Raw genomic sequence first — 24623 nt, 5'->3', positions numbered from 1 at the left:
GGGTCGCCCGGGCCGCCCACCTCGGCAGCGCCCACCATGGCGCTGACGCGTCTCGAAGGCAGTCTCGCCATGTCTCAACGTCGGCACACTCTTGCGCTGATCTCAGGGCTCGCAGTCGCCGCACTGGCCGTCGGTTGTGCCCTTGTCCCGGCCTCGGCCGCCACCACCTCCACCGCTGAGGTCACGTGCTCGACAACGGCCGCGACGATCGATCAGGCACAAGCGATCGCTCATGCATGCGACCAAGAGGTCACGGTCCTTCAGCCGGACGACGCCTCCATCCTCACGGCTCTCGAGGATGGCCGTGTACGCCTCGACGCCACAGCGTCCGTCGAAGCAACCGCCGCCCCGGCGTTCGCGTCGACTGGATACAGCCCCCGCACTGGAACAGTGCAGAACTCTCTTACCGGATCGACGGATTGGGATCCCACCACGGAGCGTGAATGGGTCGGCGCATGCAACCCGGCAGAGGTGCCGCCGGGCCACAGTCTGCGCGACACGATTCTCAGCGCGTGCGACGCGGAGCCGTCGAGCCAGCGGCTTGTCTGGAAGTTCAACACCCAGGCTCTGCTTGCCGACCTCACGCCCGCGAACATCGATTCTGCCCGCCTGCTCGTCGGTGCGAGCACCGCATGGTTCGATCGCGACCCCTGCACGATCGGCACGCTCGAGATCTACGGAGGGGCCGACTGGACACGCCCGGCAGCAAGTGCCGAGAGTTACGCGCCCACAGGGTGCAACCGCAGTGACTACTGGACTGGCTACTTCCGCCTTGACGCAACTGGCGTTGCCAAGAGCTACGCAGGAGCCTCTGACCCGCTCACAATCGGCCTCAGAGCCGCCGACGAAACGTGCATGGCTTGCGGGTGGAACCTCATCCAGTCCGCATCACTGTCCGTCGTTTTCAATCGTGCACCGAACGACCCCACCGACCTTCGGATCGGCAGGTTGTACAGCACAGAAGGTCCGTGCACTTCAGAGCCGCAGTGGCTGAACCAGGACATCTACACGAGCGCGTTCGTCTCTGATCCCGACGCGGCCTACGAGGGAGAGTGGGTCTCGGCTGCGTTCCGAGTCTTCCCGTCAGGTCAGTCCCCCGAGGGCACACCGATCATCGAGAAGACTGCTACCGCGAGTAAGGGGGATTCCAGGGTCGGGGTAAGTCTTCCTATCGACCTGTTCACCGACGGAAACCTGTACGACCTCCACGTGACCTCCCTGGATCGCAGCGGTGCTGCCGGCGGTTCCGCGACCTGCACCTTCGGAGTCGACACGACTGCTCCGGAGCCGCCGACCATCACACCGGTCGTCGGCGCTGATGCCGTCTACGTTGCGGACAAACCCCGCGGTCGTCCAGAAGTGCCGGGCTACTTCTGGGTCAGTGGAGGCGGCGTCGACGTGGTCACGTATCGATACGCAGCAGGTAAGGACGCGTATTGCAGCACAGGCGCGTCATCACCCGCCACTGCCACAACGGGATTCTCCTATACGCCGGATGAGCCCTCGATGTATGGCGTCGTCGAAGCGGTCGCTTGCGCTGTCGACCGGGCAGGCAACTCCAGCCAGACTTCCAGGCACACGTTTGACGTCGGCACCGGCGCTGACGCGACACCACCCGCGATCACGGTGAGCGGTGGATCGTCCTACATCCATGGGAACACCTACACGTCGAACGTCACGCTCAGTGCCGACGCGATCACTCCGTACGGCGGAGTCACCGTCAGCGAGGATTCGACCGTCCTCGGGGGTGCGACGTTCGACGCTCGCACGAAGTCGGTGACCATCCCGGCGAAGAAGCTCGCCGTCGGTTCGCACACGCTGACCTACACCTATCAGGCGTTCCCCGGTGCACCGAAGTGGTCGACGGCCAGGACCGTCAAGGTGGTCGGGACGTTCGTCGCACCGACGCCGACGATCAGCGGCACCGCCAAGGTCGGCAAGACCCTGACGGCTTCGCGGGGCACCTGGTCGCCGACACCGAGCACCGTGACGTACGTCTGGAAGGCGGGCACCACGACGCTCAGGTCGAGCACCTTGAACCAGCTGGTCGTCCCGGCCTCGGCCAAGGGGAAGCAGATCACGGTGAGCGTGGTCGGGGCACGCTCGGGCTACACGACGAAGACCGTGACCAGCTCGAAGACGGCTGTGGTGGTGGCGGGCACGTTCACTGCTCCGCGTCCCTACCTCAAGGGCACCGTCGAGTACGGCCACACCGTGACCGTCGTGCGCGGGACGTGGTCGCCGTCCCCGTCGTCGGTCACGTACGTCTGGAAGATCAACGGGACAGTCGTGAAGCGAGGTACGTCGGCGTCGCTGTTGCTCCGCAAGACCTGGAACGGCAAGAAGGTCACCGTGACCGTGATCGGCTCCCGGTCGGGGTACACCTCCAAGACGATCACGTCGTACGCGAAGACCATCTGACCTGATCGCGGATGTCGAGAGCGCTCCTACGCGCTCTCGACACCGCCTCGGGCTCAGCCGAGGAGCTCGCGGCCGATCTCCTCGACCGAGCGGCAGCCGACGAGGCCGAGGGAGAGGTCGAGCTCGGCGATCATGTGCTCCAGGACGGCCTGGACGCCGGCGGCACCGGCGAGGGCGAGGCCGTAGACGTAGGGGCGGCCGAGGAGGACCGCGTCGGCGCCGAGGGCGAGCGCCTTGAGGATGTCCGCGCCGGAGCGGATGCCGGAGTCGAAGAGGACCGGGATGCGGCCGTCGACCTCGTCGACGATGCTCGGCAGGGCGTCGATGGAGGCGATGGCGCCGTCGACCTGACGGCCGCCGTGGTTGGAGACGATGATCCCGTCGACGCCGTGGTCGAGCGCGCGCCGGGCGTCCTCGGGCGCCTGGAGCCCCTTCAGCACGATCGGCAGGTCGGTCATCTCCCGCAGCCGGTCGAGGTCGTCCCAGATCAGGTCGGAGCGGGAGAAGACGTCGAGGAAGGTCTCGACCGCGGCGCGGGCCTGACCGGAGCGGAGGTTGTCGACGAGCTTGCCCGGGTGGTGCTGGGCCATCGAGGCGACCGCGGCGAGGGCGGCGGGGATCTCGCGGACCCCGGGGCGCACGCTCGTCCCGGAGCCGGCCGCGATCCGCTGGTCGACGAGGGCACGGAAGGCTGGGTCGGAGGTGTACTGCGCGATCCCCAGGCCCCGCGCGAACGGCAGGTAGCCCAGATCGAGATCACGCGTACGCCACCCGAGCATGTGCGTGTCGAGCGTGACGACCAGCGCGTCGGAGCCGATCGCCTCGGCGCGGCGTACGAAGGACTCGACGATCGACTCGTCCTTCGACCAGTAGAGCTGGTAGAGCCGCGGGGTGTCGCCCAAGTCCTCAGCGACCTCCTCCATCGGGACGGAGGCCTGGGTGGAGATCACCATCGGGATGCCCGTCGCCCGGGCCGCGGCGGCGACCTCGTGCTCGGCGCGGGGGTGGGCGAGCTCGAGGACGCCGACCGGGCCGAGCATCAGCGGCGCGGGCATGTCCACCCCGAACAGCGTGGTACGCAGGTCGCGGGTCTCCACGTTGGTCAGCATGCGGGGCACCAGCCGGAAGTGGTCGAAGGCTGCGGTGTTCGCGGCGACGGTGCGCTGCTGGCCGGCTCCGCCGTCGACGTACGCCCAGGCCTCTTTGCTCATCGCCAGCCGGGCGGCCTCGGCGAGCGCCGAGGGCTCGGTCGGCACCACGGGCCGACGGCCGAACAGGCCCTTGCGGAAGATCGCCGACTGCAGGTCTCTGCCGATGCTCACGCCGCGTAGGTTACTGGTTCCGGCGAGGAGATACGACGGGGAGTTCTGCAGAGGACTACGCGCCGGTAACCCCTGCAGATCTCCCCGTCGTACGCCTCGGGCTCAGCCGATGCTGAGCTCAGCCGCGAGCTGCGGCGGCAGCGCGGCGCCGGAGATCGCGGTGATCAGGCGGTGGCACCGCTCCGTCATCTCGGCCGGGGTGACTCCCGGGTGGTCGAGCCACCAGGTGATCAGCGCATCGACCGCGTTCATCCAGACCGCGGTCAGGGCGGAGGCGTCGAGAGGGTCGTCATCGCCTACGAGCCTCATCAGCTCGCCGACGCCCTCGACGGCGAGACGGGTGATCCGGTCGGTGTAGACGGCGCGGGCGGCGGCCACCTCGCCGTCGTCGGGCGCAGACGGGTCGAAGAGGAGCCGCCACAACCAGGGTTGCGGCTCGAGGGTCCGGAAGAGACCGTCGAGGGTGCGCAGACCGCGTTCGAGGCCGACCGAGTCGTCGGCGGCGACGCGCTCCATCTCGGCGGCGAGCGTCTCGGCGCCGTAGTTGAAGCTGGCCAGGAAGAGGCCCTCCTTGGAGCCGAAGTACTGGTAGACCAGCGGTTTCGAGATGCCGGCGTCGGCGGCGATCCCGGCGACCGACGCCTTGGCGAACCCCGTGGTGCCGAAGGCCTCGCAGGCGGCGCGCAGGATCTGCAGCTCGCGGTCGGCGCGCGGGACGCCCTTGGTTCCAGCGTTGGCCCGTGACATGTCCACGAGTCTAGCGGTGGCATATGACCTTGAGGTAACTTACTCAAAGGTCATATCCCCGGGAGGTCCTCCATGAACGACATGCTCGACCCGTTGAAGAACCCGTTGACGTACGCGATCCCGTTCTTCGTGATCTCGATCCTCATCGAGCTCGCGGCGCTGAAGTGGCTCGACCACGACGACAACCTGACCGGCTACGTCTTCAAGGACGCGCGCACCTCGGTCCTGATGGGCCTCGGGTCGATCGTGTCGATGACCTTGTTCAAGGTGCTGACCTTCGCGGTCTACGCGGCGATCTTCGCCTACGCGTCGCTGTGGCAGATCCCGGAGACGTGGTGGGGTCTGGCCATCTCGGTCGTGGTCGTCGACCTCGCCTACTACTGGAACCACCGCTTCGTGCACCGGACGAGAGTCGGCTGGGCGGCCCACCAGGCGCACCACTCGAGCGAGTACATGACGTTCGCGACCGCGCTGCGGCAGAAGTGGAACCCGTGGTTCGAGTTCTTCTTCTTCCTGCCGCTGCCGTTCCTCGGCATCTCCCCGGCGGCTATCTACATCGCCTTCTCGATCAACCTGATCTACCAGTTCTTCGTGCACACCGAGACGATCGGCAAGCTCTGGCGGCCCCTGGAGCTCGTGCTCAACACCCCGTCGCACCACCGCGTCCACCACGGCTCCGACCCGGAGTACCTGGACAAGAACTACGCCGGGATCCTGATCGTCTGGGACCGCCTCTTCGGCACGTTCCAGCAGGAGCGCCAGCGCCCGACGTACGGCCTGACCTACAAGGTCGACACCTACAACCTTCTCCGGCTGGAGTACGGCGCCTTCCGGGAGCTCTGGAACGACGTACGCAGCGCCGACGGCTGGCGGCTCAGGCTGAGCTACGTCTTCCGGCCGCCGGGGTGGGCGCCGGAGGGCGACGGTTCGTCTAGGTATGCAGGCCAGTCGTCACATCCCTAGCGGAGTTCCGCTAGGGATGTGAGGGTTCGGCTGCATACCTAGACGAACATCCAGCCCGTCAGGCCGAGCGGCGTCGCCCCAGGATCATCACGATGATCAGGCCGAGGAGGCCGACGACGAGGAGTACGACGCCCGGGGCGGCGACCTCGACGAGCTTCTGGCCCTCGGGCGACGCGGGCTCGCTGAAGCTCACCTGCTGAGGCTCGGGGGCGATCACCTCGGGGAACTCCTTGGCGATCTCGGCCTGGAGCTTGTCGGTGTATTCCTCGACGCGCGGCGCGCTGCCGGCGGCGAGGATCGTGTCGCCCTTCTTCTGCGCGAAGAAGTAGTAGTCCTCATTGGCGGTCAGCGACTTCTTCTGGCACACGCCGGGGTTGAGCGCGACCTCGAGGCTGCTGCCGCCGGTGACGCCCTTGAGCGCCTTGACGACGGTCACCGGATAGACCACCGCGCCGCCCTTCTTGGCGGCCTTCCCGGGGCCGGTCACCCGTGCGTGGAAGACCAGCGGCTCCGTGACCGCGTCGGCGAGCTCGAAGGCCGGGCACTTCGCGGGAGCCGTGACCGGGGCCGCCGAGGCGGGGGCTGGGCTCGTCATGACCACCGCTGTCACCGCGAGAGCGAGGGCAGCGAGGAACTGAGGGACGCGGCGCATGGCGAAGATCAAACCAGTCACAGGCCGAAGACTCCAGCCAGGACCCGCGCGACACCGTCATCTTGGTGCCCGGGCGCCAGGTGCGACGCGCACGCGACCACGCTCGGATGGGCGTCCGCCATGGCGTACGAGGTGCCGGCCCAGGTCAGCATCGGCAGGTCGTTGGGCATGTCGCCGAAGGCGATCACGTCGGCGGCGGAGATGCCGAGCTCGGTGCAGACCAGCTCCAGCGTGGAGGCCTTGGTGACCCCGGGGGCGCTCATCTCGAGCAGCGGGAACGAGGAGTGGGTGACGTTGACCCGATCACCGACGACGGCCACCGCCGCAGCGAGCAGCTCGTCGGCGTCATCGTCGTCGCCACGGCGGGCGAGCAGCTTGATCAGCGGCTCGTCGGCGAGCTCCTCGATCGGCGCGCTGCGCCTGGCCGGCCGCCTGGCGTCCGAGACGTGCGCCGCGAACGCCGGCTCGCACGACCATCCTTCGAGCGACTCCGTCGCGAAGGTCAGACCGGGAAGGCTCGCCTTCAGCGCCGCCGCCACCTCGGCGGTCAGGGTGGGCTCGATCAGCCGGGTGAGCCGGGGCTGATCGGCAGCGACGTCCCAGACCAGGGCCCCGTTGGAGACGATCGCCAGTCCGACGCTGCCGATGTGCTCGAAGAGCTCACGGGTCCAGCGCAGCGGCCGGCCGGTCACGAAGATGACCGGAACGCCGATCTCCTCGAGCTTCACGAGCACGTCACGGGTGAAGTCCGAGACCGAGCCGTCCGCTCTGACCAGGGTGCCGTCGAGGTCGGTGGCGACGAGCTTCGGCGTCCTCATTCTTCCATTCTGCCACCGGGCACCGGCCTGGCCATCACCAGATGCCCGTCCTCGTCGGCGCCACGCAGCTCGGTGAACCCGCACTTGGCGAGCACTCGGAGGCTGGCTGCGTTGGTGGGCTCGACCGAAGCCCGGATGCGTACGCCCTCTTCGTCCGCGCACGCCAGCAGACCCTTGAGCGCCTCGGTCGCGAAACCCCACCCGCGTGCCTCTTCGATCAGGCCGTAGCCGACCTCGGTCTCCGGGGTGCCGTCGGGGGCGGCGTCGGGCGGCCCGAAGAAGCCGATCGAGCCGAGCACGGTCCCGTTGCGCATGATGTAGCGGGAGCTCCACCGGTCACCCTGGACCCACATCGTCGCCGCGTCGCGGTCGTCCTCGCGCGGGAACTGCGGGTGCCAGCTCTGCGGCCGCCCGACCCCGCCGTCGGGATCGCGAATGGCGTCGACGTCGGCGCGGGTCCACAACGGCAGCGTCAGCCGCTCCGTGATGATGGTGGTGGGAAGAGTCACGAGCGCCAAGACTCTCAGAACAGCACTCTCAGAACCAGCGGGAGAGCTCGAGCGCCGCGCCGTCGTCGGCGACGTGGGCGGTCACCGCGTCAGCGATCGCCTGGACCTCGTCGGGGGCGTTGCCCATGGCCACACCGCGGCCGGCCCACTCGAGCATCTCGACGTCGTTGCGGCCATCACCGATGGCGAGGACGTCGGTCGGCTCGAGGTCGAGCTGATCACAGACGTAGGAGAGGCCGGACGCCTTGGAGACGCCGACCGGGGTGAGGTCGAGCCAGGCGGTGTAGCCGACCACGTAGTCGATGCCGTGCAGACCGAGGTCGCGGCCGAGCTCGAGGAAGTCCTCCGGGGTCGCGTCGGGGTCGCGGATGATCACGCGGGAGACCGGCTCGGCCACCATCTCCTCGACGGGGGTGATGGTCCGGTCGCCGCCCAGCTCGCCCTCCGGGAAGGGACGGTTCATCCGGTAGCCGACGCCGCGGTTCTCGACCGCGACGAGCACGTTCGGCCGGCGCTCGAGGATCGCCTGCACGGCAGCCCGCGCGTCGAAGGTCTCCTCGTGCACGACCTCGGCCGGTGGGTAGCGCGAGACGACCGCGCCGTTGGCGGCGACGAACCAGAGCCGGTCGGCACCGGCGTCGGGGATTCCGAGGAGGTCGGCGATGCCGGTCATCGCGTGGATCGAACGGCCCGAGGAGAGGACGACCTGGGCCCCGGTGTCGTAGGCACGGCGAACCGCGTCACGCACCTTGTCCGAGAGCGCCTCGGACGTGGTCCCGGTGCCGTCGACCCACCGCAACAGGGTGCCGTCGATGTCGAGCGCGACGAGCTTCGGCTGCCAGGCGGCCTCACCGGGCCGGGCGGCGGCACTCTCGGTGGTGCTCACTTCTGGATCGGCTCCAGCACCTCGCGGCCGAGCCACTTCTGCAGCGCCTTCGGCACCCGCACCGAGCCGTCGGCCTGCTGGTGGGTCTCCAGGACGGCGACGATGGCGCGGGTGATCGCGGTGAGCGTGCCGTTGAGGGTGGCGACGGGCGTGGTGCCCGTCTCCGTCCGCTCGCGGATGTTGAGGCGGCGCGCCTGGAAGGTGGTGCAGTTGGAGGCCGAGGTGAGCTCGCGGTACTTCCCCTGGGTGGGAATCCACGCCTCGCAGTCGAACTTCCGCAGCGCGCTCGGACCGAGGTCGCCCGCGGCGACGTCGATGACCTGGTAGGCGAGCTCGAGCTTGTCCAGGAACGACTTCTCCCACTCGAGGAGGCGCTGGTGCTCGGCGTACGACTCCTCGACGGTGGTGTAGACGAACATCTCCACCTTCTCGAACTGGTGGACCCGGATGATGCCCTTGGTGTCCTTGCCCGCCGAGCCGGCCTCCTTGCGGAAGCACGAGGAGAAGGCGGCGTAGCGCCGCGGCAGCGTGTCGGGGTCGAGGATCTCGTCGGAGTGGTAGGCCGCCATCGGCACCTCCGAGGTGCCGACCAGGTAGAGGTCGTCGTCCTCGATCTTGTAGACGCCGTCGTCGACCTGGTCGAGGAAGCCGGTGCCCTCCATCGCCTCCGGGCGCACCAGAGCGGGCGCGATGACCTGGGTGAAGCCGGCCTCACGGGCCTGCTCCATCGCCAGGTTGATCAGCGCGAACTCGAGCTCTGCGCCGACCCCGGTCAGGAAGTAGAAGCGGCTGCCCGAGACCTTGGCGCCGCGCTCGAGGTCGATCGCACCGAGCAGCTTGCCCAGCTCGACGTGGTCACGCGGCTCGAAGCCCTCGGCCTCGAAGTCACGCGGCTTGCCGACCTTCTCGATCAGGACGAAGTCGTCCTCGCCGCCGGCCGGGGCGTCGTCGGCGAGGTTGGGGATGGCCTTGAGAGCCTTCTTCCACTCCTCCTCGGCCACGCCCTGCGCCGCCTCGGCCGCCTTGACAGCGGCCGCGAGGTCCTTCACCTCGGCGAGCAGCTGCTGCTTCTCCTCGCCCTTGGCCTGGGCGACCTTCTTGCCCATCTGCTTCTGCTCGGCCCGCTTGGCCTCGAAGTCCGCGATCGCCGCGCGCCGGGCGCTGTCCGCGGACAGCGCCCGGTCCACCACGTCGGAGGACGCGCCACGGCGCTCCTGCGAGGCACGTACGCGGTCGGGGTCTTCGCGGAGGATGCGCGGGTCGATCATGCGGCAAGGCTAGTCGACCGGACCACCAGATCTCACTTCAGTAATCGGCCGGTCACCAGTAGACCGGGCTGGTCTTGCCGCACGGGCGCAGCCAGGAGCGGTAGACCGTCCGGTTGGGGAAGTCGTAGCCGTAGGAGTCGTTGGTGAAGTAGGTGCCGCCGGTGTAGGTGATGTAGGCGGCCGAGGTGGCGTACGTCTTCGGGAAGCCCGACGGGTTCGACGCCGTCGAACGCGTGCCCTTGCTGGGGATCGAGCCACGGATCACCGGGTTCGCCAGCGAGCCGCTGGTGGTGATCGTGGCCTGCTTCCACCCCGTGCTGCGCTTGTTGGTGACCGTGTAGCGGACCGACTGGCCGCCGCGGACGATGACGCAGGCGTACCAGTTCGCGGTCGCGCTCGAGGAGATGATCGTGCCGCTGCCGGACATGCCCGCCTTGATCTTCGACCAGGTCCGCGACCCGACGATGCCGTCCGCCGCCAGCCCCTTCGCGCTCTGGTAGTCCTTCACCCGGGCGGTGGTCGAGGACCCGAACGAACCGTCCGGCTTGAGCCCGCCGAGCACCTTCTGGAGCAGTGTCACACAGCTGCCGGTGTTGCCGGGACGTACGGTCTTCGGGCTGCTGATCGTGCAGCTGACCGCAGCCTCCGCAGGCGTCGTGCCGGCGTCCACGGCCACGAGCCCGCCCGTTGCCACGGCCGCCGCCGCGAGCAGGCCGCCCATGCGCAACCGCATCGATGTCTTCACTGTAGGGGTCCCTCTCGATTCATCTGCTCAGCACTCGAAAGTGGCAGTGTCGCGAACCGGTGATGCTGCCCGAACCCGTACCTCTCCCGTACCTGCGTGACTACGGGATGCGGACGCGCCGCTCGACGGACGAGCTGCTGTCGGTGCCGGTGCCGCCGTCGCCGTAGTCGCGGCCGTAGCCGCCGACGAGCCGGTCGTTGCCGCCGTGCCCGTAGAGCGAGTCGTCGCCCGAACCGCCCTCGATCCGGTCCGCACCACCGAGGCCGACCAGCTTGTTGGCTCCGCTGTTGCCCCGCAGGACGTCTGCGTAGTTCGTACCGGTCAGCCGCTCGAAGGTCAGCAGCCGATCCGCTCCCGCCCCCGTTGACTGGGTCGAGGTCGTATTGAGCGCGACCTTCACGCCGTTGCGTACGTTCGAGTACGCGACGGTGTCGGTGCCCGAGCCACCCTCCGCGCGGTCGTTGCCGAGGCCGGGGAAGATCGTGTCGCTGCCGCCTCCGCCGAGAAGTACGTTGGCCCCAGACGTGCCTGTCAGACGGTCTCCGTAGGAGCTGCCGTAGATGTTCTCGACCTGCGTTGTCGCGTCTGTCGCGGAGCCGACCGTGCTCTGTGCACCTGTCGTAGCGAGACTCAGACGAACGCCAGAGCTCGCGCCGCGGTAGTCGATCACGTCGATTCCCGTTCCGCCGATGACCGTGTCGTTGTTGGCGCCGGGGGACAGCGTGTCGTTGCCACTGCCACCATCGAGCCGGTCGTTTCCGTAGCTGCCCGTGAGCTTGTCGTTGCCGCTGCCGCCGGTGAGCCGGTCGTTCCCGCTGGATCCACCGAGCGTGTCGTCACCGTCTCCGCCTGTGATCGAGTCATTGCCGTCACCAGCATCGATGATGTCGGCACCGCCAGCACCAGAGACTGCGTCGCTGCCAGCCCCTGCATCCACCTGGTCATTGCCGTCGCCGGCATCGATGGTGTCGCTGTCTCCATCCGCGACGTCGCCGTAGTTCCGGTCGCCGTAGATGATGTCGACACCCCCGTGGCCCCGGATCGTGTCGTAACCGAGGTCGCCGACAAGACTGTCGTGGCCGGATCCACCCTCGATGAGGTCGTTTCCTGCCCCGCCGTCGATCGAACTCGACCCCACAGCGGCGAAGATCCTGTCATCGCCCGCGTCGCCCTTGGCATCGAGCGATCCTGCACCGCCTTGGATCACGTCGCTGCCGTTGCCGCCGGACACAGAGGCGCCGACCGCGCCGACTCGGATCGTGTCGTTGCCATCCTGGCCATAGGCGCTCTGAGACCACGTCTCCGAGTCACCGAGGTGAATGGCGTCATCGCCCAGTCCGCCCCTGATGACGGCACCTGCTTCCACGGCGGTCAACGTGTCGGCGCCATCGCCGCCATCAATGGTGTCGTGACCGAACCGGCCGCCAGTGATCGTGTCATTGCCGCTGTCGCCATAAAGGCTGTCGAAGTCGTCCGGAGAAAACTCGTTCGGAAGAATGGTGTCGTCCCCTGAGTCCCCGTGGATGACATCGGAGCCCGAACTGTCATCGATCCGATCGTTGCCGTCACCGGCGTTGACGGAGTCATCTCCCGCGCTTCCGCTGATCACGTCGTCACCGATGCCCCCACGGAGTTCGTCGTTCCCCTCCCAAGCCCGGACGATGTCATCGCCTGCGCCAGCATCGATCTGGTCGACATCGCGCCCACCGTCGATCGTGTCGTTGCCGTCACCAGCGATGACACGGTTGGCACCGTTGCCGACGTCGATGGTGTCGTCACTGCTCGTACCGGTGATCACGTCGGCGAAGTCCGTCGCTTCCACCCCTTCGAACCCCGCGAAGGTGGCGTCCCAATCGGTGCCACCTGACGCCATGTCGAGGTTGATGCCAACCGTGGAGCCGGAGATGCTGAGTGTGTCGATTGCGTCGTCTGCCGAACCAGCGTCGATGACGTCGCCGGCTGCACCAATCGCCCTTACATGGATGAAGTCAGCCCCGTTCTCGCCCTGAATGACGTCCGCGCCGAGCCCGTTGCTGCTTGAGAACGCACCGTCGTCGCCGTCTCCCAGGTAGATCTGGTCATCACCGGCTTCGTTGTGAACGGTGTCATCACCTGCGCCGGCGTGGACCACGTCATTCCCAGCGCCGCCGCGCACAAGGTCATCACCGTCGCCGCCCCAGAAGGTGTCGTTGCCGTCGCCGCCCTCGAACCAGCCTGCACCAGACTCCACGTGATGAACGTCGTCGCCCTCGCCGCCCGTGGCAGCGAACTGCTGCCGCGTAGAGCGGATGACGTCATTCCCCGGCCCGGCGTCGATGGACCCGCTCTCACCAATGATGGTGTCGTTGCCCTCTCCCGCGTCGACCCGGTTCCCATAGGCGGGATACACGACATCATCGTCCGCGCCCGCCGCGATCGTGGCGGTGCCCGACCCCGCGACACAGATGATGTCGTTACCGCCCAGCGCATCGACCGAGTGATCGTCTGGCACGAAGATCACGTCATCGCCCTCGGTTGGGACCTGCCCCTCGACCGAGAGATCGACGGTTACGGGCTTGCCACCGCACTCACCTTCGGCGGCGGCGGCGGAGCCGGCGAGGAGGCCACCGACGCCGAGGGCGACAGCGGGGACGGAGAGCAGCCCGAGGAGGGCGTACGAGGAGACGCGCGAGCGCATGAGAGACCTCACAACGACGAGGGACCGAGGGATGCCGGCGCCGACCCGAATCATGCGCGGAGAGCGAACGATAGCGCTTTCCATCAGGCCCCGCGTGCGGTTTTGGACGGCCCGTTCATTCACTGTGTGGATCACGTTTCGCGCATACTGACTCATCGTGCTTGATCTCTCGCGCCGTGCCCTGCTGCTCTGGGCGGCTTCGCTGTTCGCTCTGTGCGCCCTGATCGGGATCGCGGGGATCAACGGGTGGCCGCCGGTCTCGACGATCGACGAGCTCGGCCGGGACGCGACGGCGGTGACGGCGGAGCACGGCTGGATGCTCGACTTCTGGCACGTCGTCGAGGTGGGCACGGACTGGTATCTCCCGGTCGGGGTCGCCCTCCTGGTCGCCGCGGGACTGTTCCGGAAGTATCCGCGCGCCGCGCTCTACGTGCTCGGCGTCGTGGTGATCACCCTGGTCGTACGCCGCGGGCTGGTGCTGCTCATCGACCGGGACCGGCCCGCGTGGCAGCTGACGTCGTGGCTGCACGAGTCACCGGCGTACCCGTCCGGTCATGCGACCGGGATCGCGGTGCTGGCGGGTGTGATCGCGGTGGTCGTGACGATGTTCGTACGCCGCCGCGGCATCCGTCGCCTGGCCTACACCGGCCTCGTCCTGCTGGTCGTGCTCGTCGTCGCCGACCGGGTCTTCCTCGGCCGGCACTACCCCTCCGACGTGCTCGGCGGCATCCTCCTCGCCGCCGGGGCCGTCTTCCTCGGCATGGCGATCTATACGCCGCTGCCCACCTCGCACGCGCTGGGGCGACGGCCGTTGGTCGACTCGGTGCGCGGCAACCGGAGGATCGCGGTCGTCCTCAACCCGATCAAGGTCGAGTCGGTCGAGCACTTCAAGACGATGGTCGACACGATGGCCAGGGAGTCCGGCTGGAAGACGCCGACCTGGCACCTGACCACGGTCGACGACCCCGGCAAGGGCATGGCACGAGCGGCCCAGGCGGAGGGCGCCGACCTGGTGCTCGTCTGCGGTGGCGACGGGACGGTCAGAGAGGTCTGCTCCGCCCTGGCCGGCACCGGGATCGCGGTGGGGATCGTCCCCGGCGGCACCGGCAACCTGCTCGCCCGCAACCTCTCGATCCCGCTCTACATCCGCGCCGCGATCGACGTCGCGCTCACCGGGCAGGACCAGGCCATCGACCTGGTCGAGGTCTCGGGCGACAACCTCGAGGACACGAACTTCCTGGTCATGGCCGGGATGGGCTTCGACGCCGCGATCATGAGCGGCGTCAACGAGGACATCAAGAAGCGGATCGGCTGGATGGCGTACGTCCTCTCCGCCTTCAAGAGCCTGATGTTCCCGGCGATGCGGCTGGAGATCTCCGTCGACGACGGCGAGTTCACGCGGCATCGGGCCCGCACGGTCGTGGTCGGCAACGTCGGCTACCTCCAGGCCAACATGCCGCTGCTGCCGGCGGCCGCGCTCGATGACGGACTCATCGACGTGGTGCTGCTCTATCCGCAGCGGTTCTGGTCCTGGCTCCCGCTCGCGGTCCGGGTGCTGAGCAAGCGGCCACGCACCGACAACCTGATCAACCGGATGACCGGCGCCAGCGTCGTGATCCGGACCAACCACGACCAGCCACGCCAGCTGGACGGAGACACGATCTCCGAGGGCCGGGAGCTGCGGATGCAGTGCCTCCCCGGGCGTCTGCTCGTCCGCGTGCCACGCTGACAGGCCTTGTCCCGATTAGGTCCCTAATCCCACGACACGCGGAGGGGCCGAAAGTCCCGCGAATCAGAGGCCAAGGTCCTATTTTCTGCCTCCTTTCAGCGCGTTTGCCATCGATTCTCGTGTCGATCCGGGACGACTCGCCGACTCAGATGTCTTGTTGATCAGTAAATGTTCATAAGGTGTCTGACACGACTCGGCGTCAGCCGAGTCGGCGTCTTCTGCCGGGCTCAAGCCTGACTCCGACAGACGACGTGGCAAGACCCACACACTGGTCGGAAATCCCCCGCGACCAGTGGTCGACTCCCGGGCCGTCCCACCCGCAGCCCGGGTTGAAACCGGCACGCTCGGAACGGTTCCCCCGCCACGCCCGAGCGTGCCGGCGTCGTTTTTCGTCCGGATCAGCTCTTGGGCCTCGCCTGCTGGACGGCCTCGGTCTCCTCGGGCGACATCAGCTGGGACGACTTCCAGGCGCTGATGCTCTTCGCGTACGACCTCGCCTCGGTGCGGCCGTGGATCGAGGTGAGCACGACCCCGTCGCCGTTGTCGTCGAGCAGCGCGAGGCACCAGCTCAGATGGCCCCCGGCGTCTCCGAAGGCGTCGAAACGCACCACCGCGAGGTGGCGCAGATCCATCGCCGACTCGGCGCGCAGGGCCGCGACCTCGGCGCGCAGACCGGCGACGTCGGTCGGTAGCGACTCGACGGCGGCAGGGTCGGGGCGGCGTACGTCCTTCGTCTTCTGCCAGGCCGCTCCGGCGAGGACCAGAGCGGCGATTGCTGTCAGCAGACTGAGAATGGCAAGAGCGAGCACAACGGGCGAATCTAGACTGTCGCTGTGTCCGAGCCACATCGCATCGCCTATCAGGGCGAACCAGGGTCCAACTCACATATGGTCTGCCAACGGCACTACCCCGAGCTGGAGTCGGTGCCGTGCGCCTCGTTCGAGGACGTCTTTGCGACCGTCGAGGCGGGTGAGGCGTCGCTGGCGATGATCCCGATCGACAACTCCCTGGCCGGACGGGTGGCCGACATCCACCACTTCCTGCCCGAGTCGAACCTGCACATCATCGCCGAGCACTACCTGCGGATCCGGTTCCACCTGCTCGGCCTTCCGGGCGCCCATCTCGACGACATCCGTACGGTCCACTCCCACGTCCACGCGCTGGGGCAGTGCCGCAACATCATCCGGGAGCACGGGTTCACGCCGGTCGTCTCCGGCGACACCGCCGGTGCCGCGCGCGAGGTCGTCGAGGCCGGTGACCCGACGATGGCCGCGATCTCCCCGCCGCTGGCCGCCTCGATCTACGGGCTGGACGTCCTCGCCACCGACATCGAGGACGCCGACCACAACACCACCCGCTTCGTCGTGCTCTCGCCCGACTTCATCCAGGCGCCCGCCGACCAGGGTCCCGTGGTGACCTCGTTCATCTTCAACGTACGCAACCTCCCGGCGGCCCTCTACAAGGCGCTCGGCGGCTTCGCGACCAACGGCGTCAACATGACCAAGCTGGAGTCCTACATGGTGGACGGGAAGTTCACCGCCACCCAGTTCCTCGCCGAGGTGGACGGTCACCCCGACCAGCCGGGGCTGAAGCGGGCCCTGGAGGAGCTGGCCTTCTTCACCACCGACGTGAAGCTGCTGGGGGTCTACCCCGCCGATCCCGCCCGGCTCTGAGCGATGCCGGACGAGGACGAGCCGGTCGCCGACCTCGGGTTCGCCCGCGTCGATCTCGACCGCGAGCGGCGCACGGGTGACCCCGAGGTCGTGTACGCCGACGGCAAGACCCCCGAGCAGGTCGTCGCGATCCTGCGCCGGTTGCACGAGGCGCATCCCTCGCGGGCGGTCCTGGCCACCCGGGTCTCCGCCGAGGCGGCGGCTCGTGTCGCGGCCGAGCTGCCGACGGCGGTGCACGATGCCGAGGCCCGCGCGGTCACCCTCGGGCCGCTGCCGACCCCGCACGGCCGGGTGTGCGTCGTCGCCGCCGGGACCTCCGACGGGCCGGTCGCAGCCGAGGCGGCACTCACCTGCCGGGTCCACGGTGCCGGTGTCGAGCGGATCACCGACGTCGGTGTCGCCGGGATCCACCGCCTCATGGCCGTACGCCACCGCCTCGACGACGCCGACTGCCTCATCGTCGTCGCGGGGATGGAAGGTGCCTTGCCCTCCGTGGTCGGCGGGCTGGTGGGCGTGCCGATGATCGGGGTGCCGACCTCCGTCGGCTACGGCGCCTCCTTCGGTGGCCTGGCCGCGCTACTCGCGATGCTCAACTCGTGCGCTCCCGGCGTGACCGTGGTCAACATCGACAACGGCTACGGTGCCGGGGTCGCTGCGGCCCGGATCGCACGGCGGGCTCGATGAGGATCTGGATCGATGCCTCCTCGGGAGCCTCGGGTGACATGCTGCTCGGCGCGCTCATCGGGGCCGGCGTGCCCGTCTCGGTGATCGCCTCGGCGGTCGCTGCAGTGGCCCCCGAGCCGGTGGATCTCGCCGCGGAGCAGGTGACCCGGGGCGCTCTCGCCGCGACCCGGTGCCATGTGGAGATCGCCGACTCGGTCCATCACCGCACCTGGACCGACGTCCGTGCGCTGCTCACCGGCGCCGCGCTGGACGACGCCGTGCGTGACCTGGCGCTGCAGGTCTTCGAGCGCCTCGCCGTCGCCGAGGGGACCGTCCACGGGATCTCTCCCGAGGAGGTCCACTTCCACGAGGTCGGGGCGCTGGACGCGATCGCCGACGTCGTCGGGGTCTGTGCCGGCTTCGTGCACCTGGGCGCCGACGAGATCGTGGTCTCGCCCGTCGCGGTCGGGTCGGGCTGGATCCGGGCCGCCCACGGCACCCTCCCGGTGCCGCCGCCGGCCGTGGCGCGGCTGCTCACCGGCGTACCTTCCTTCGCGGGGCCTCCCGGACATCCCGAGATGGAGCTGTGCACGCCCACAGGCGCCGCCCTGCTGGTCACTCTCGCCACGGCCTACGGCAGCCAGCCGCCGATGACGACGCGAGCGATCGGCATCGGCGCCGGCAGCAGGAACCCGGAGAGCTGGTCCAACACCCTACGGCTGCTGATCGGTGATCCTGCGGTGAGGCCGGAGGATCCTGCGCCGACCGAGCTCGTCATCGAGGCGAACATCGACGATCTCGAGCCGCGCCTCATCCCCGGAGCTCTCGACGCGCTGTTGGCGGCCGGCGCACGCGACGCCTGGGTCACGCCGATCCTGATGAAGAAGGGCCGCCCGGCCTACACCCTCCACGCTCTCACCCGTGCCGATGCCGCCGACGCGGTCCGGCGGGTGTTCTTCCGGGAGACCTCGACGATCGGCGTACGTGAGCACGAGGTCGTCAAGCACGCCCTGCCCCGCGAGCTCCTCACCGTGACCGTCGACGGACACCCGATCGCCGTCAAGGCCGCCCGCCTCGACGGCCAGATCGTCAACCTGCAACCCGAGTGGGACGACGTCGCCCGCGCGGCCGCCGCGCTCGATCGGCCGGCGATCGACGTACTCGCGGAGGCCAAAGCCCTCGCCCACCCGCTGGTCGAGCCGGATTCGTGAGTGCGACGATAGGGGCCGGACGTAAAGAACTGGAACGGAACCCCTGATGGACATCACCGTCATCGCGCTGGCCTTCGCCGCGATCTTCGTCGTCGAACTGCCGGACAAGACGTTCCTGGCGACGCTGGTGCTGTCGACGAAGTACCGGCCGATCTTCGTGTGGCTCGGGGTGGGGGCGGCGTTCGCAATCCAGACGCTCATCGCGGTGGCGATCGGCGGGGTGGCCACGCTTCTCCCGACCGACCTGATCCACATCGTCGCCGCCCTGCTCTTCCTCGGCGGCGCGGTGTTCCTGTTCATCGAGGGGCGCCGCCACCACGGCACCGCGACCGAGGAGGACGCCAGCGAGTTCGCCGAGAAGGCCAAGGACGTACGCGGCTTCCGCCAGGTCCTGGCGAGCTTCACGGTCCTCTTCGCGGCCGAGTGGGGAGACCTCTCCCAGCTGCTGAGCGTCTCGCTGGTGGCCCGCTACCACGACCCGGTCTCGGTCTTCATCGGCTCCTGGGCCGCGCTGCTGACGGTGTCGGGGCTCGCCGTGCTGCTGGGACGTACGCTGCTCCGGTTCATCAAGCTGCACGTACTCCACTACATCGGAGCCCTCGTCTGCCTCGTCCTGGGCATCCTGACGTTGGTCGAGGTGCTCGCCTGAGCGAGGTTCGCCTAGGCTGCCCGCCATGGTTGAACTTGGCGCCGACAGCGAGGTCGGTCGACTGCGTACGGTAATGCTCCACCGGCCCGGCCGGGAGCTGACCCGGCTGACGCCGCGCAACAACGACAAGCTCCTCTTCGACGGTATTCCGTGGGTGAAGCGGGCCCAGGACGAGCACGACGCCTTCGCGGCCGCGCTGCGGGATCGCGACGTCGAGGTGCTCTACCTGACCGACCTGCTCACCGAGACCCTCGAGGTGCCCGAGGCGCGGAAGCTGGCGCTCGACAACGTGCTGGGCTCGCTCACCCTGGGCGACACCCTGCGCGACTACCTGAGCGGTGCCCTCGCCGACGCCGGGCCGGCCGAGCTGACCGACCACCTGACCGCGGGCATCCGCAACGACGAGGTACGCGGCGGCCACGGTCTGGTCACCAGCCTCCTCGCCCACGACGACTTCCTGATCGACCCGCTGCCCAACCTGCTCTTCACCCGCGACTCCTCGGTGTGGATCCGCGATCGGGCCACGGTCACGTCGCTGGCGATGCCGGCCCGCAAGCGCGAGACCGCGCTCACCGAGCTGATCTACCAGTTCCACCCGCGCTTCCGGGCCAGCCCACGGCTGCACGGCGCCCACCTGGAGCACGTCGAGGGCGGGGACGTACTCCTCCTCGCTCCCGGTGTCGTCGCCGTCGGCGTCGGCGAGCGCACCACCCCCGCCGGGGCCGAGCGGCTCGCCCGCCAGGTCTTCGCCGAGGAGCTCGCCCACACCGTGCTCGCGGTGCCGATCGCGCAGGAGCGCGCGACGATGCACCTGGACACGATCGCCACCCTGGTGAACACCGACAAGATGGTGATCTACCCGAACGCGGTCGACTCGCTGGTGGCGTACGCCGTCACCCCCGCGGGCGACGACGGCCGGCTGAACATCGCCGACCCCCGCCCGTTCCTCGAGGTCGCGGCCGAGGCGATGGGCATCGACAAGCTCCACCACATCGACACCGGGCTCGACCCGGTCGCCGCCGAGCGCGAGCAGTGGGACGACGGCAACAACACCCTGGCCCTGGCGCCGGGCGTGGTCGTGGCCTACGAGCGCAACACGCAGACCAACGGGGCCCTGGAGTCGGCCGGCATCGAGGTCATCGCGATCGCCGGCTCGGAGCTGGGCTCCGGCCGCGGCGGCCCGCGATGCATGAGCTGCCCGATCGCCCGCGACCCGCTGCCCGCATAACCGACCGAACCCGCGGGTAACCCCTGTAGACGAACATCGTTGAACTCTGTAACCGCCGTCACACAGCGGCAGCCACCCCACAGCCGACCCCGAAGGAAACCCTCGTGACCGAGTCGTTCTTCTCCATGTTCACGCCCAAGGAGATCGCGCACATCAGCGCCACCGGCACCCGTGTGCATCTGCCGGAGGGCTGGTCGCCGATCTGGGAGGACACCCCGCCGGACAAGGCCTACATCATCCTCGACGGAACCGTCTCGGTCCGCCGGGACAAGGAGGAGATCGCCCAGTGCGGTCCCGGTGACATCATCGGCGAGGCGGCGATCATGAGGGGCTCGCTGCGCACGGCCTCCATCGTCGCCCTCACCCCGCTCGACCTGATCCACCTCAGCGCCGACAAGCTGCAGCAGCTCTCCGTCGAGATGCCGACGTTCGCGAGGGCGCTGGAGAAGGTCGCCAAGGAGAGGTTCGGCTCCTGACGTTCGACGACCAGGCCTCGGAGCAGGCCGACGAGCACCCCGACGAGCACCCCGACGAGCACCCCGACGAGCACCCCGACGATCAGGCTGACGAGGGCCTCGGCCAGGGCCGCAGCCGTGAGGCCGACATCGAGCTGGCCGAGGCGCTGGCCGTGGTCGAGTCCCTCGTCCTCGGCCAGACGCCCACGCTGACCCGCGTCGAGGTCGCGGCTGCTGCCGGCGTACCCATGGAGGTCACCGAAGACCTCTGGCATCACCTCGGCTTTCCGCACGCGGGCGAGGACGAGGTCGCCTTCACGGAGGCCGATGTCGAGGCGTTGCGGATGACGCAGGAGCTCGTACGCCTCGGGGTGCTCAGCGAGGACCGGCAGGCGGCGCTCGTGCGGACCTGGGGGCGCTCCTACGCGCGCCTGGCCGAATGGCAGACGTCGCTGCTGGCCGAGGTCGCCCGGGAGCGGGGCGGCGACGAGGTCGAGGACCTGGTCGCGCTGAGCGCGCAGGTGCTGCCGCTCGTCGAGTCGCTGCAGGACTACGTCTGGCGCCGCCACCTGGTCAGCGCCGCGCGCCGGATGCTCACCGTCGCCGACGCCACCGCGGTGCCGCTGGCGGTCGGCTTCCTCGACATCGTCGGCTACACCTCCCGCTCGAAGCGGCTCAGCGACAAGGAGCTGGTCGACTGGGTCGAGGAGTTCGAGGACACCTGCTCCGACGTCGTGGTCGAGCACGGCGGACGGGTGATCAAGTATCTCGGCGACGGGGTCTTCTTCACCTTCGAGGACGTCGAGGCGGCGGCCCGGACGGCGCTCGAGCTGGCCGCCCTCGGAGAGGACCGCGACAGCGCGTTCCCGCACGTCAGGGCCGGGATATCCTACGGTGACGTGGTGCTCCGGCTCGGCGACGTCTTCGGCCCGACGGTCAACATCGCCGCCCGCCTCACGACCCTGGCCCGGCCCTCGTCGGTGGTCATCGACGAGAACGCGGCCGCCGCGCTCGAGGACGTCGACGGCTTCCGGATCGAGAAGATGCGGCGGGCGAGCGTGAAGGGCTACTCCCGCCTGCAGGCGTTCCGGCTGCGCTCCCAACCCGACTGAACCCACCCGACCGAACCCACCCGACCGAACCGGGCCAGAGAAGTCGGGCCCGGAGAGGTGCTCCCCAGCCAGGCTTGATGGTGAAAGGAGGACCACATGATCGGCACGCTCAACACCCTGGTCGACCTGGTCGAGGCAGAGCTCGACGAGGGGCTCACCGGCGAGGTGGACGTGGCTCGGGTCGCACGCGACCAGGGCACCACCGAATACCACCTGCGCCGGATGTTCTCGGCGCTGGCCGGGATGCCCCTGTCGGAGTACGTACGCCGCCGCCGGATGACCCTGGCAGCGGCCGACCTGGTGGCCGGCGCCCCCGACCTCCTGGAGGTCGCGGTGCGCTACGGCTACGGCTCGACCGAGGCGTTCGGGCGCGCGTTCCGTGCCGTGCACGGTTCGGCGCCCGCCGACGTACGTCGATCCGGTGGTCCGCTACGCACACAACCCACGCTCAGGTTCCGTCTGAGCGTCGAAGGGAGCACCCCGATGGACGTCACCATCAACGACATGCCCGAGCTCCGGCTGGTCGGCCACGCCACCAAGGTCCCGCTGATCTACGAGGGCGTGAACCCGCACATCCAGGCCCACATCGCCTCTCTCGAGCCTTCGGAGCATGTTCGGCTCAAGGAGCTCAACGACACCGATCCGCGCGGCATCCTCGCCGTCACCGAGTCCCCGTCGCCCGATGCGCCGGAGGGGTCGATGATCACCTATCTGCACGGGGTCGCGGTCACGACGTCGGCATCGGTGCCGGAGGGGCTGGATGTCATCACCGTGCCGGCCGGCTCCTGGGCGGTCTTCGCCTCCAGCGGCCCGCACCCCGAGGCGCTGCAGCAGCTCTGGGCCGCCACCGCGACCGACTGGTTCCCGTCGAACCCGTGGCGGCTCCGCCCCGGCCCGTCCGTCCTGCGCTACCTCGAGCTCACCGAGACGTACGCGTCGTGCGAGCTCTGGTTGCCGGTCGAGCGGTGACCACGCTGGTCGACACGGATTCGTGAGGAACGAACGAATCCGTGTCGAGACCAGCGGGGATCAGCGGATGGTGACCTGCCGGTTCGCGAGCCCGGCGCGAGCGGAGCGCACCTCCGGGGTGATCTCGGAGTCGTCGGCGAGGGCCTCGTCGAGCAGCTTCTTGAACGCCACCGCCGGCTCCTCGAGCGCCTCGGCGCCGGTGCCGACCGGCAGGTCCCAGACGGGGGCGAGCAGACCGTGGGCACGGAACATGCCGACGAAGCGGGCGTCGGGGACGATCACGTCGTCGCCGGTCACGTGCAGCCGCGCGAGCGCGGTCAGCAGGGCGTCCTCGGGCTCGGGCATCACCCAGCGCAGGTGCTCCTTGGAGCCCACGGAGGTCCAGTACGCAGCCTCGACCGAGGTCAGTCGCTGCGTCGGCAGCACCGACTCGTTGGCGTGCTCGAGCGCGTGCTCGAAGTCGCCCTTGTCCTCGACGTCGGCCAGCCACCAGTCGAAGCCCTCGTGGACGGTGACGTCCAGGGACGAGTCGGTCACCAGGTCCTGCAGCCGCGGCCCGGGGCCGGGCGCGGTGGTCAGACCGAAGATCCCGGACTCACCGGCAGCGCGGCTCTCCAGCGCCTGGAGCAGCGCCGCGGCCACGTCCCGCGAGACGTCGCCGTAGTTGTGCTGCACCTGGAGCCCGGCCCAGACCTCGCCGGAGTCGCGCGACATCGCCGGCGCGGCACCGGGCAGCAGGGTGCCCAGTGTGACGGGGGTCGACTCGAAGCCCTTCACCGTGAGCGACACCGTCGCCGAGGGCACCAGCTCACGCAGCGCGACCAGATCGCACTCCCCGGGCAGGCCCTCGAACGGGCGCCCCACGAACGCGCCACCGGCGGCACCGTGGCACGCCTTGTAGCGCTTGCCGGACCCGCACGGGCAGGCCGCGCGCGGGTTGGGACCTTCCGTCGGGGCCGCAGCCGCCTGACGGTTCTTGACTCGGGACTTCTTGGCCACGGCCAAACCCTAACCTGCCGCGCTCGTTCCCCCTGTAACACGTCGTTCGTAGGACTACTCGCCCTATCTGAACGACCGGATAGTCCTACGAACGACGTGTTACACCAGGGCCGGCCACCTGCTCAGCTGCACAGCCTCAGCGGCCGAGCAGCTCCAGCATGAACCCCGGACGGTCGGTGATGACCGCCTTGACCCCGAGGTCGAGGCAGAGCTTGAGCTGTTCCTCGGTGTTGACCGTGTAGACGTGGAGGTTGCGGCCCTTCGACGCCAGCCGCCGCGCGAGCTTGGGGTGGGCGGTGAGCATCTCGATCCCGGCTCCCAGCCACCAGCCCTCGCCGATCGCGTGACGCAGGAGCGACCAGTTGGCAGCGCGGTCGATAAGCTGGACCAGAGGTACGCCCGGTGCCAGCCTCTCCACCCGCTGCAGCGCTGTGAAGGAGAAGCTCATCACCCGGACCGGGCTGCCCGGCCCCGCCCAGCCGAAGTCGTTGAGCACGTCGACCAGCCGCCCTTCGGTCAGTCCGCCGTAGCGGGTGGGGTGCTTGGTCTCGATCGCCATCTCGACGTGCCGGCCGTAGTCCCGCACGACCCGCAGCAGCCGGTGCAGCGTGAGCACGCCCCGCATGTCCCGGTCGGGCGGCTCGTCCTCGCCCTCCCAGAACCCGTTCTTCCAGGCCGCGAAGTCGATCGCCTGCAGCTCGGCGAGGGTCATCTCCGAGACCAGGCCCCGCGCGCCGATCCGGCGCAGGTGCCGGTCGTGGACGCAGACGAGATGCCCGTCCATGGTCAGCCGGACGTCGCACTCCAGGGCGTCCGCACCCGCATCCAGGGCTGCGACGTACGCAGCCAGGGTGTGCTCCGCGATCTCATGACTGGCGCCGCGATGCGCGACCACCTGGGGCCTCATGAGGAGATTGTGAAGCATGG

Annotated in this window: 23 protein-coding genes; 11 read left to right on the top strand and 12 right to left on the bottom strand. The window is 69.0% G+C overall.

Features of this window, described 5'->3' with window-relative positions; genetic code table 11:
* The first annotated feature begins 36 nt into the window (after positions 1–36).
* Complete coding sequence (locus ACZ6WN_RS01715; protein WP_465862295.1) at positions 37–2421, top strand: hypothetical protein; 2385 nt, start codon at positions 37–39, stop codon at positions 2419–2421.
* Positions 2422–2474: 53 nt separating this feature from the next.
* Here the strand turns inward: ACZ6WN_RS01715 and ACZ6WN_RS01710 are convergent, their stop codons facing one another.
* Positions 2475–3743, bottom strand: a complete 1269-nt coding sequence (locus ACZ6WN_RS01710) for an alpha-hydroxy-acid oxidizing protein (protein ID WP_465862294.1) — start codon at positions 3741–3743, stop codon at positions 2475–2477.
* 102 nt (positions 3744–3845) lie between these two features.
* Positions 3846–4490 (bottom strand): TetR/AcrR family transcriptional regulator, encoded by a 645-nt coding sequence (locus tag ACZ6WN_RS01705; protein ID WP_465862292.1) that lies wholly within the window; start codon positions 4488–4490, stop codon positions 3846–3848.
* Positions 4491–4562: 72 nt separating this feature from the next.
* Here ACZ6WN_RS01705 and ACZ6WN_RS01700 point away from each other — a divergent pair, with 72 nt between their 5' ends.
* Entirely contained in the window at positions 4563–5453 is an 891-nt protein-coding gene (locus tag ACZ6WN_RS01700) for a sterol desaturase family protein (protein WP_465862291.1), read from the top strand.
* Between the two features lie 58 nt (positions 5454–5511).
* Here ACZ6WN_RS01700 and ACZ6WN_RS01695 read toward each other — a convergent pair whose 3' ends face one another.
* The 7 genes from ACZ6WN_RS01695 to ACZ6WN_RS01665 all read right to left on the bottom strand — a co-directional run bounded on the left by ACZ6WN_RS01695 (position 5512) and on the right by ACZ6WN_RS01665 (position 13008).
* Positions 5512–6105, bottom strand: coding sequence for a hypothetical protein (locus ACZ6WN_RS01695; protein ID WP_465862290.1), 594 nt, complete (start codon positions 6103–6105; stop codon positions 5512–5514).
* A gap of 17 nt (positions 6106–6122) precedes the next feature.
* Entirely contained in the window at positions 6123–6923 is an 801-nt protein-coding gene (locus tag ACZ6WN_RS01690; protein ID WP_465862289.1) for an HAD family hydrolase, read from the bottom strand.
* The gene (locus tag ACZ6WN_RS01685; protein ID WP_465862288.1) at positions 6920–7432 is read right to left on the bottom strand and encodes a GNAT family N-acetyltransferase; all 513 of its coding nucleotides are present in this window, start codon (positions 7430–7432) and stop codon (positions 6920–6922) included. The genes ACZ6WN_RS01690 and ACZ6WN_RS01685 overlap by 4 nt, the downstream gene beginning before the upstream one ends.
* Positions 7433–7460: 28 nt before the next feature.
* Positions 7461–8318, bottom strand: coding sequence for an HAD family hydrolase (locus ACZ6WN_RS01680; protein WP_465862287.1), 858 nt, complete (start codon positions 8316–8318; stop codon positions 7461–7463).
* Positions 8315–9586, bottom strand: a complete 1272-nt coding sequence (serS, locus tag ACZ6WN_RS01675; protein WP_465862286.1) for a serine--tRNA ligase — start codon at positions 9584–9586, stop codon at positions 8315–8317. Before serS ends, ACZ6WN_RS01680 begins: the two co-directional genes overlap by 4 nt.
* Before the next feature lie 52 nt (positions 9587–9638).
* On the bottom strand, positions 9639–10319 hold the full coding sequence (locus ACZ6WN_RS01670) for a peptidoglycan-binding domain-containing protein (RefSeq protein ID WP_465862284.1): 681 nt from the start codon (positions 10317–10319) through the stop codon (positions 9639–9641).
* A 112-nt stretch (positions 10320–10431) separates the two neighbouring features.
* Positions 10432–13008 (bottom strand): hypothetical protein, encoded by a 2577-nt coding sequence (locus ACZ6WN_RS01665; protein ID WP_465862283.1) that lies wholly within the window; start codon positions 13006–13008, stop codon positions 10432–10434.
* Positions 13009–13165: 157 nt separating this feature from the next.
* On the opposite strand from ACZ6WN_RS01665, the gene ACZ6WN_RS01660 reads away from it, so the two are divergent.
* Positions 13166–14737, top strand: a complete 1572-nt coding sequence (locus ACZ6WN_RS01660; protein WP_465862282.1) for a bifunctional phosphatase PAP2/diacylglycerol kinase family protein — start codon at positions 13166–13168, stop codon at positions 14735–14737.
* Between the two features lie 398 nt (positions 14738–15135).
* Here the strand turns inward: ACZ6WN_RS01660 and ACZ6WN_RS01655 are convergent, their stop codons facing one another.
* Complete coding sequence (locus tag ACZ6WN_RS01655) at positions 15136–15546, bottom strand: DUF4446 family protein (RefSeq protein WP_465862281.1); 411 nt, start codon at positions 15544–15546, stop codon at positions 15136–15138.
* Between the two features lie 24 nt (positions 15547–15570).
* Between ACZ6WN_RS01655 and ACZ6WN_RS01650 the strand changes: the two genes are divergently transcribed.
* The 8 genes from ACZ6WN_RS01650 (at position 15571) to ACZ6WN_RS01615 (ending at position 22697) form a co-directional block, all read left to right on the top strand.
* The gene (locus ACZ6WN_RS01650; RefSeq protein ID WP_465862280.1) at positions 15571–16410 is read left to right on the top strand and encodes a prephenate dehydratase; all 840 of its coding nucleotides are present in this window, start codon (positions 15571–15573) and stop codon (positions 16408–16410) included.
* A 3-nt stretch (positions 16411–16413) separates the two neighbouring features.
* On the top strand, positions 16414–17094 hold the full coding sequence (gene larB, locus ACZ6WN_RS01645; protein ID WP_465862279.1) for a nickel pincer cofactor biosynthesis protein LarB: 681 nt from the start codon (positions 16414–16416) through the stop codon (positions 17092–17094).
* A complete protein-coding gene (gene larC, locus ACZ6WN_RS01640; protein ID WP_465862278.1) occupies positions 17091–18284 on the top strand; it encodes a nickel pincer cofactor biosynthesis protein LarC in 1194 nt (397 codons plus the stop codon). The genes larB and larC overlap by 4 nt, the downstream gene beginning before the upstream one ends.
* A gap of 46 nt (positions 18285–18330) precedes the next feature.
* Positions 18331–18933, top strand: coding sequence for a TMEM165/GDT1 family protein (locus tag ACZ6WN_RS01635; protein ID WP_465862277.1), 603 nt, complete (start codon positions 18331–18333; stop codon positions 18931–18933).
* A 25-nt stretch (positions 18934–18958) separates the two neighbouring features.
* Positions 18959–20161 (top strand): arginine deiminase, encoded by a 1203-nt coding sequence (locus tag ACZ6WN_RS01630; RefSeq protein WP_465862276.1) that lies wholly within the window; start codon positions 18959–18961, stop codon positions 20159–20161.
* Between the two features lie 104 nt (positions 20162–20265).
* Positions 20266–20637, top strand: coding sequence for a Crp/Fnr family transcriptional regulator (locus ACZ6WN_RS01625; RefSeq protein WP_357334012.1), 372 nt, complete (start codon positions 20266–20268; stop codon positions 20635–20637).
* A 152-nt stretch (positions 20638–20789) separates the two neighbouring features.
* Entirely contained in the window at positions 20790–21728 is a 939-nt protein-coding gene (locus ACZ6WN_RS01620) for an adenylate/guanylate cyclase domain-containing protein (protein ID WP_465862274.1), read from the top strand.
* A gap of 96 nt (positions 21729–21824) precedes the next feature.
* A complete protein-coding gene (locus ACZ6WN_RS01615; protein ID WP_465862273.1) occupies positions 21825–22697 on the top strand; it encodes an AraC family transcriptional regulator in 873 nt (290 codons plus the stop codon).
* Positions 22698–22757: 60 nt separating this feature from the next.
* On the opposite strand, the gene ACZ6WN_RS01610 is transcribed toward ACZ6WN_RS01615, so the two are convergent.
* Together ACZ6WN_RS01610 and ACZ6WN_RS01605 are read right to left on the bottom strand one after the other, a co-directional pair.
* Entirely contained in the window at positions 22758–23696 is a 939-nt protein-coding gene (locus ACZ6WN_RS01610) for a DUF5926 family protein (RefSeq protein WP_465862272.1), read from the bottom strand.
* A 136-nt stretch (positions 23697–23832) separates the two neighbouring features.
* A complete protein-coding gene (locus tag ACZ6WN_RS01605) occupies positions 23833–24603 on the bottom strand; it encodes a glycerophosphodiester phosphodiesterase family protein (RefSeq protein ID WP_465862270.1) in 771 nt (256 codons plus the stop codon).
* Positions 24604–24623 lie beyond the last annotated feature (20 nt).

The organism is Nocardioides sp. NPDC054178 (assembly GCF_055585005.1).
This window is presented reverse-complemented; position numbering and strand designations above follow the sequence as displayed.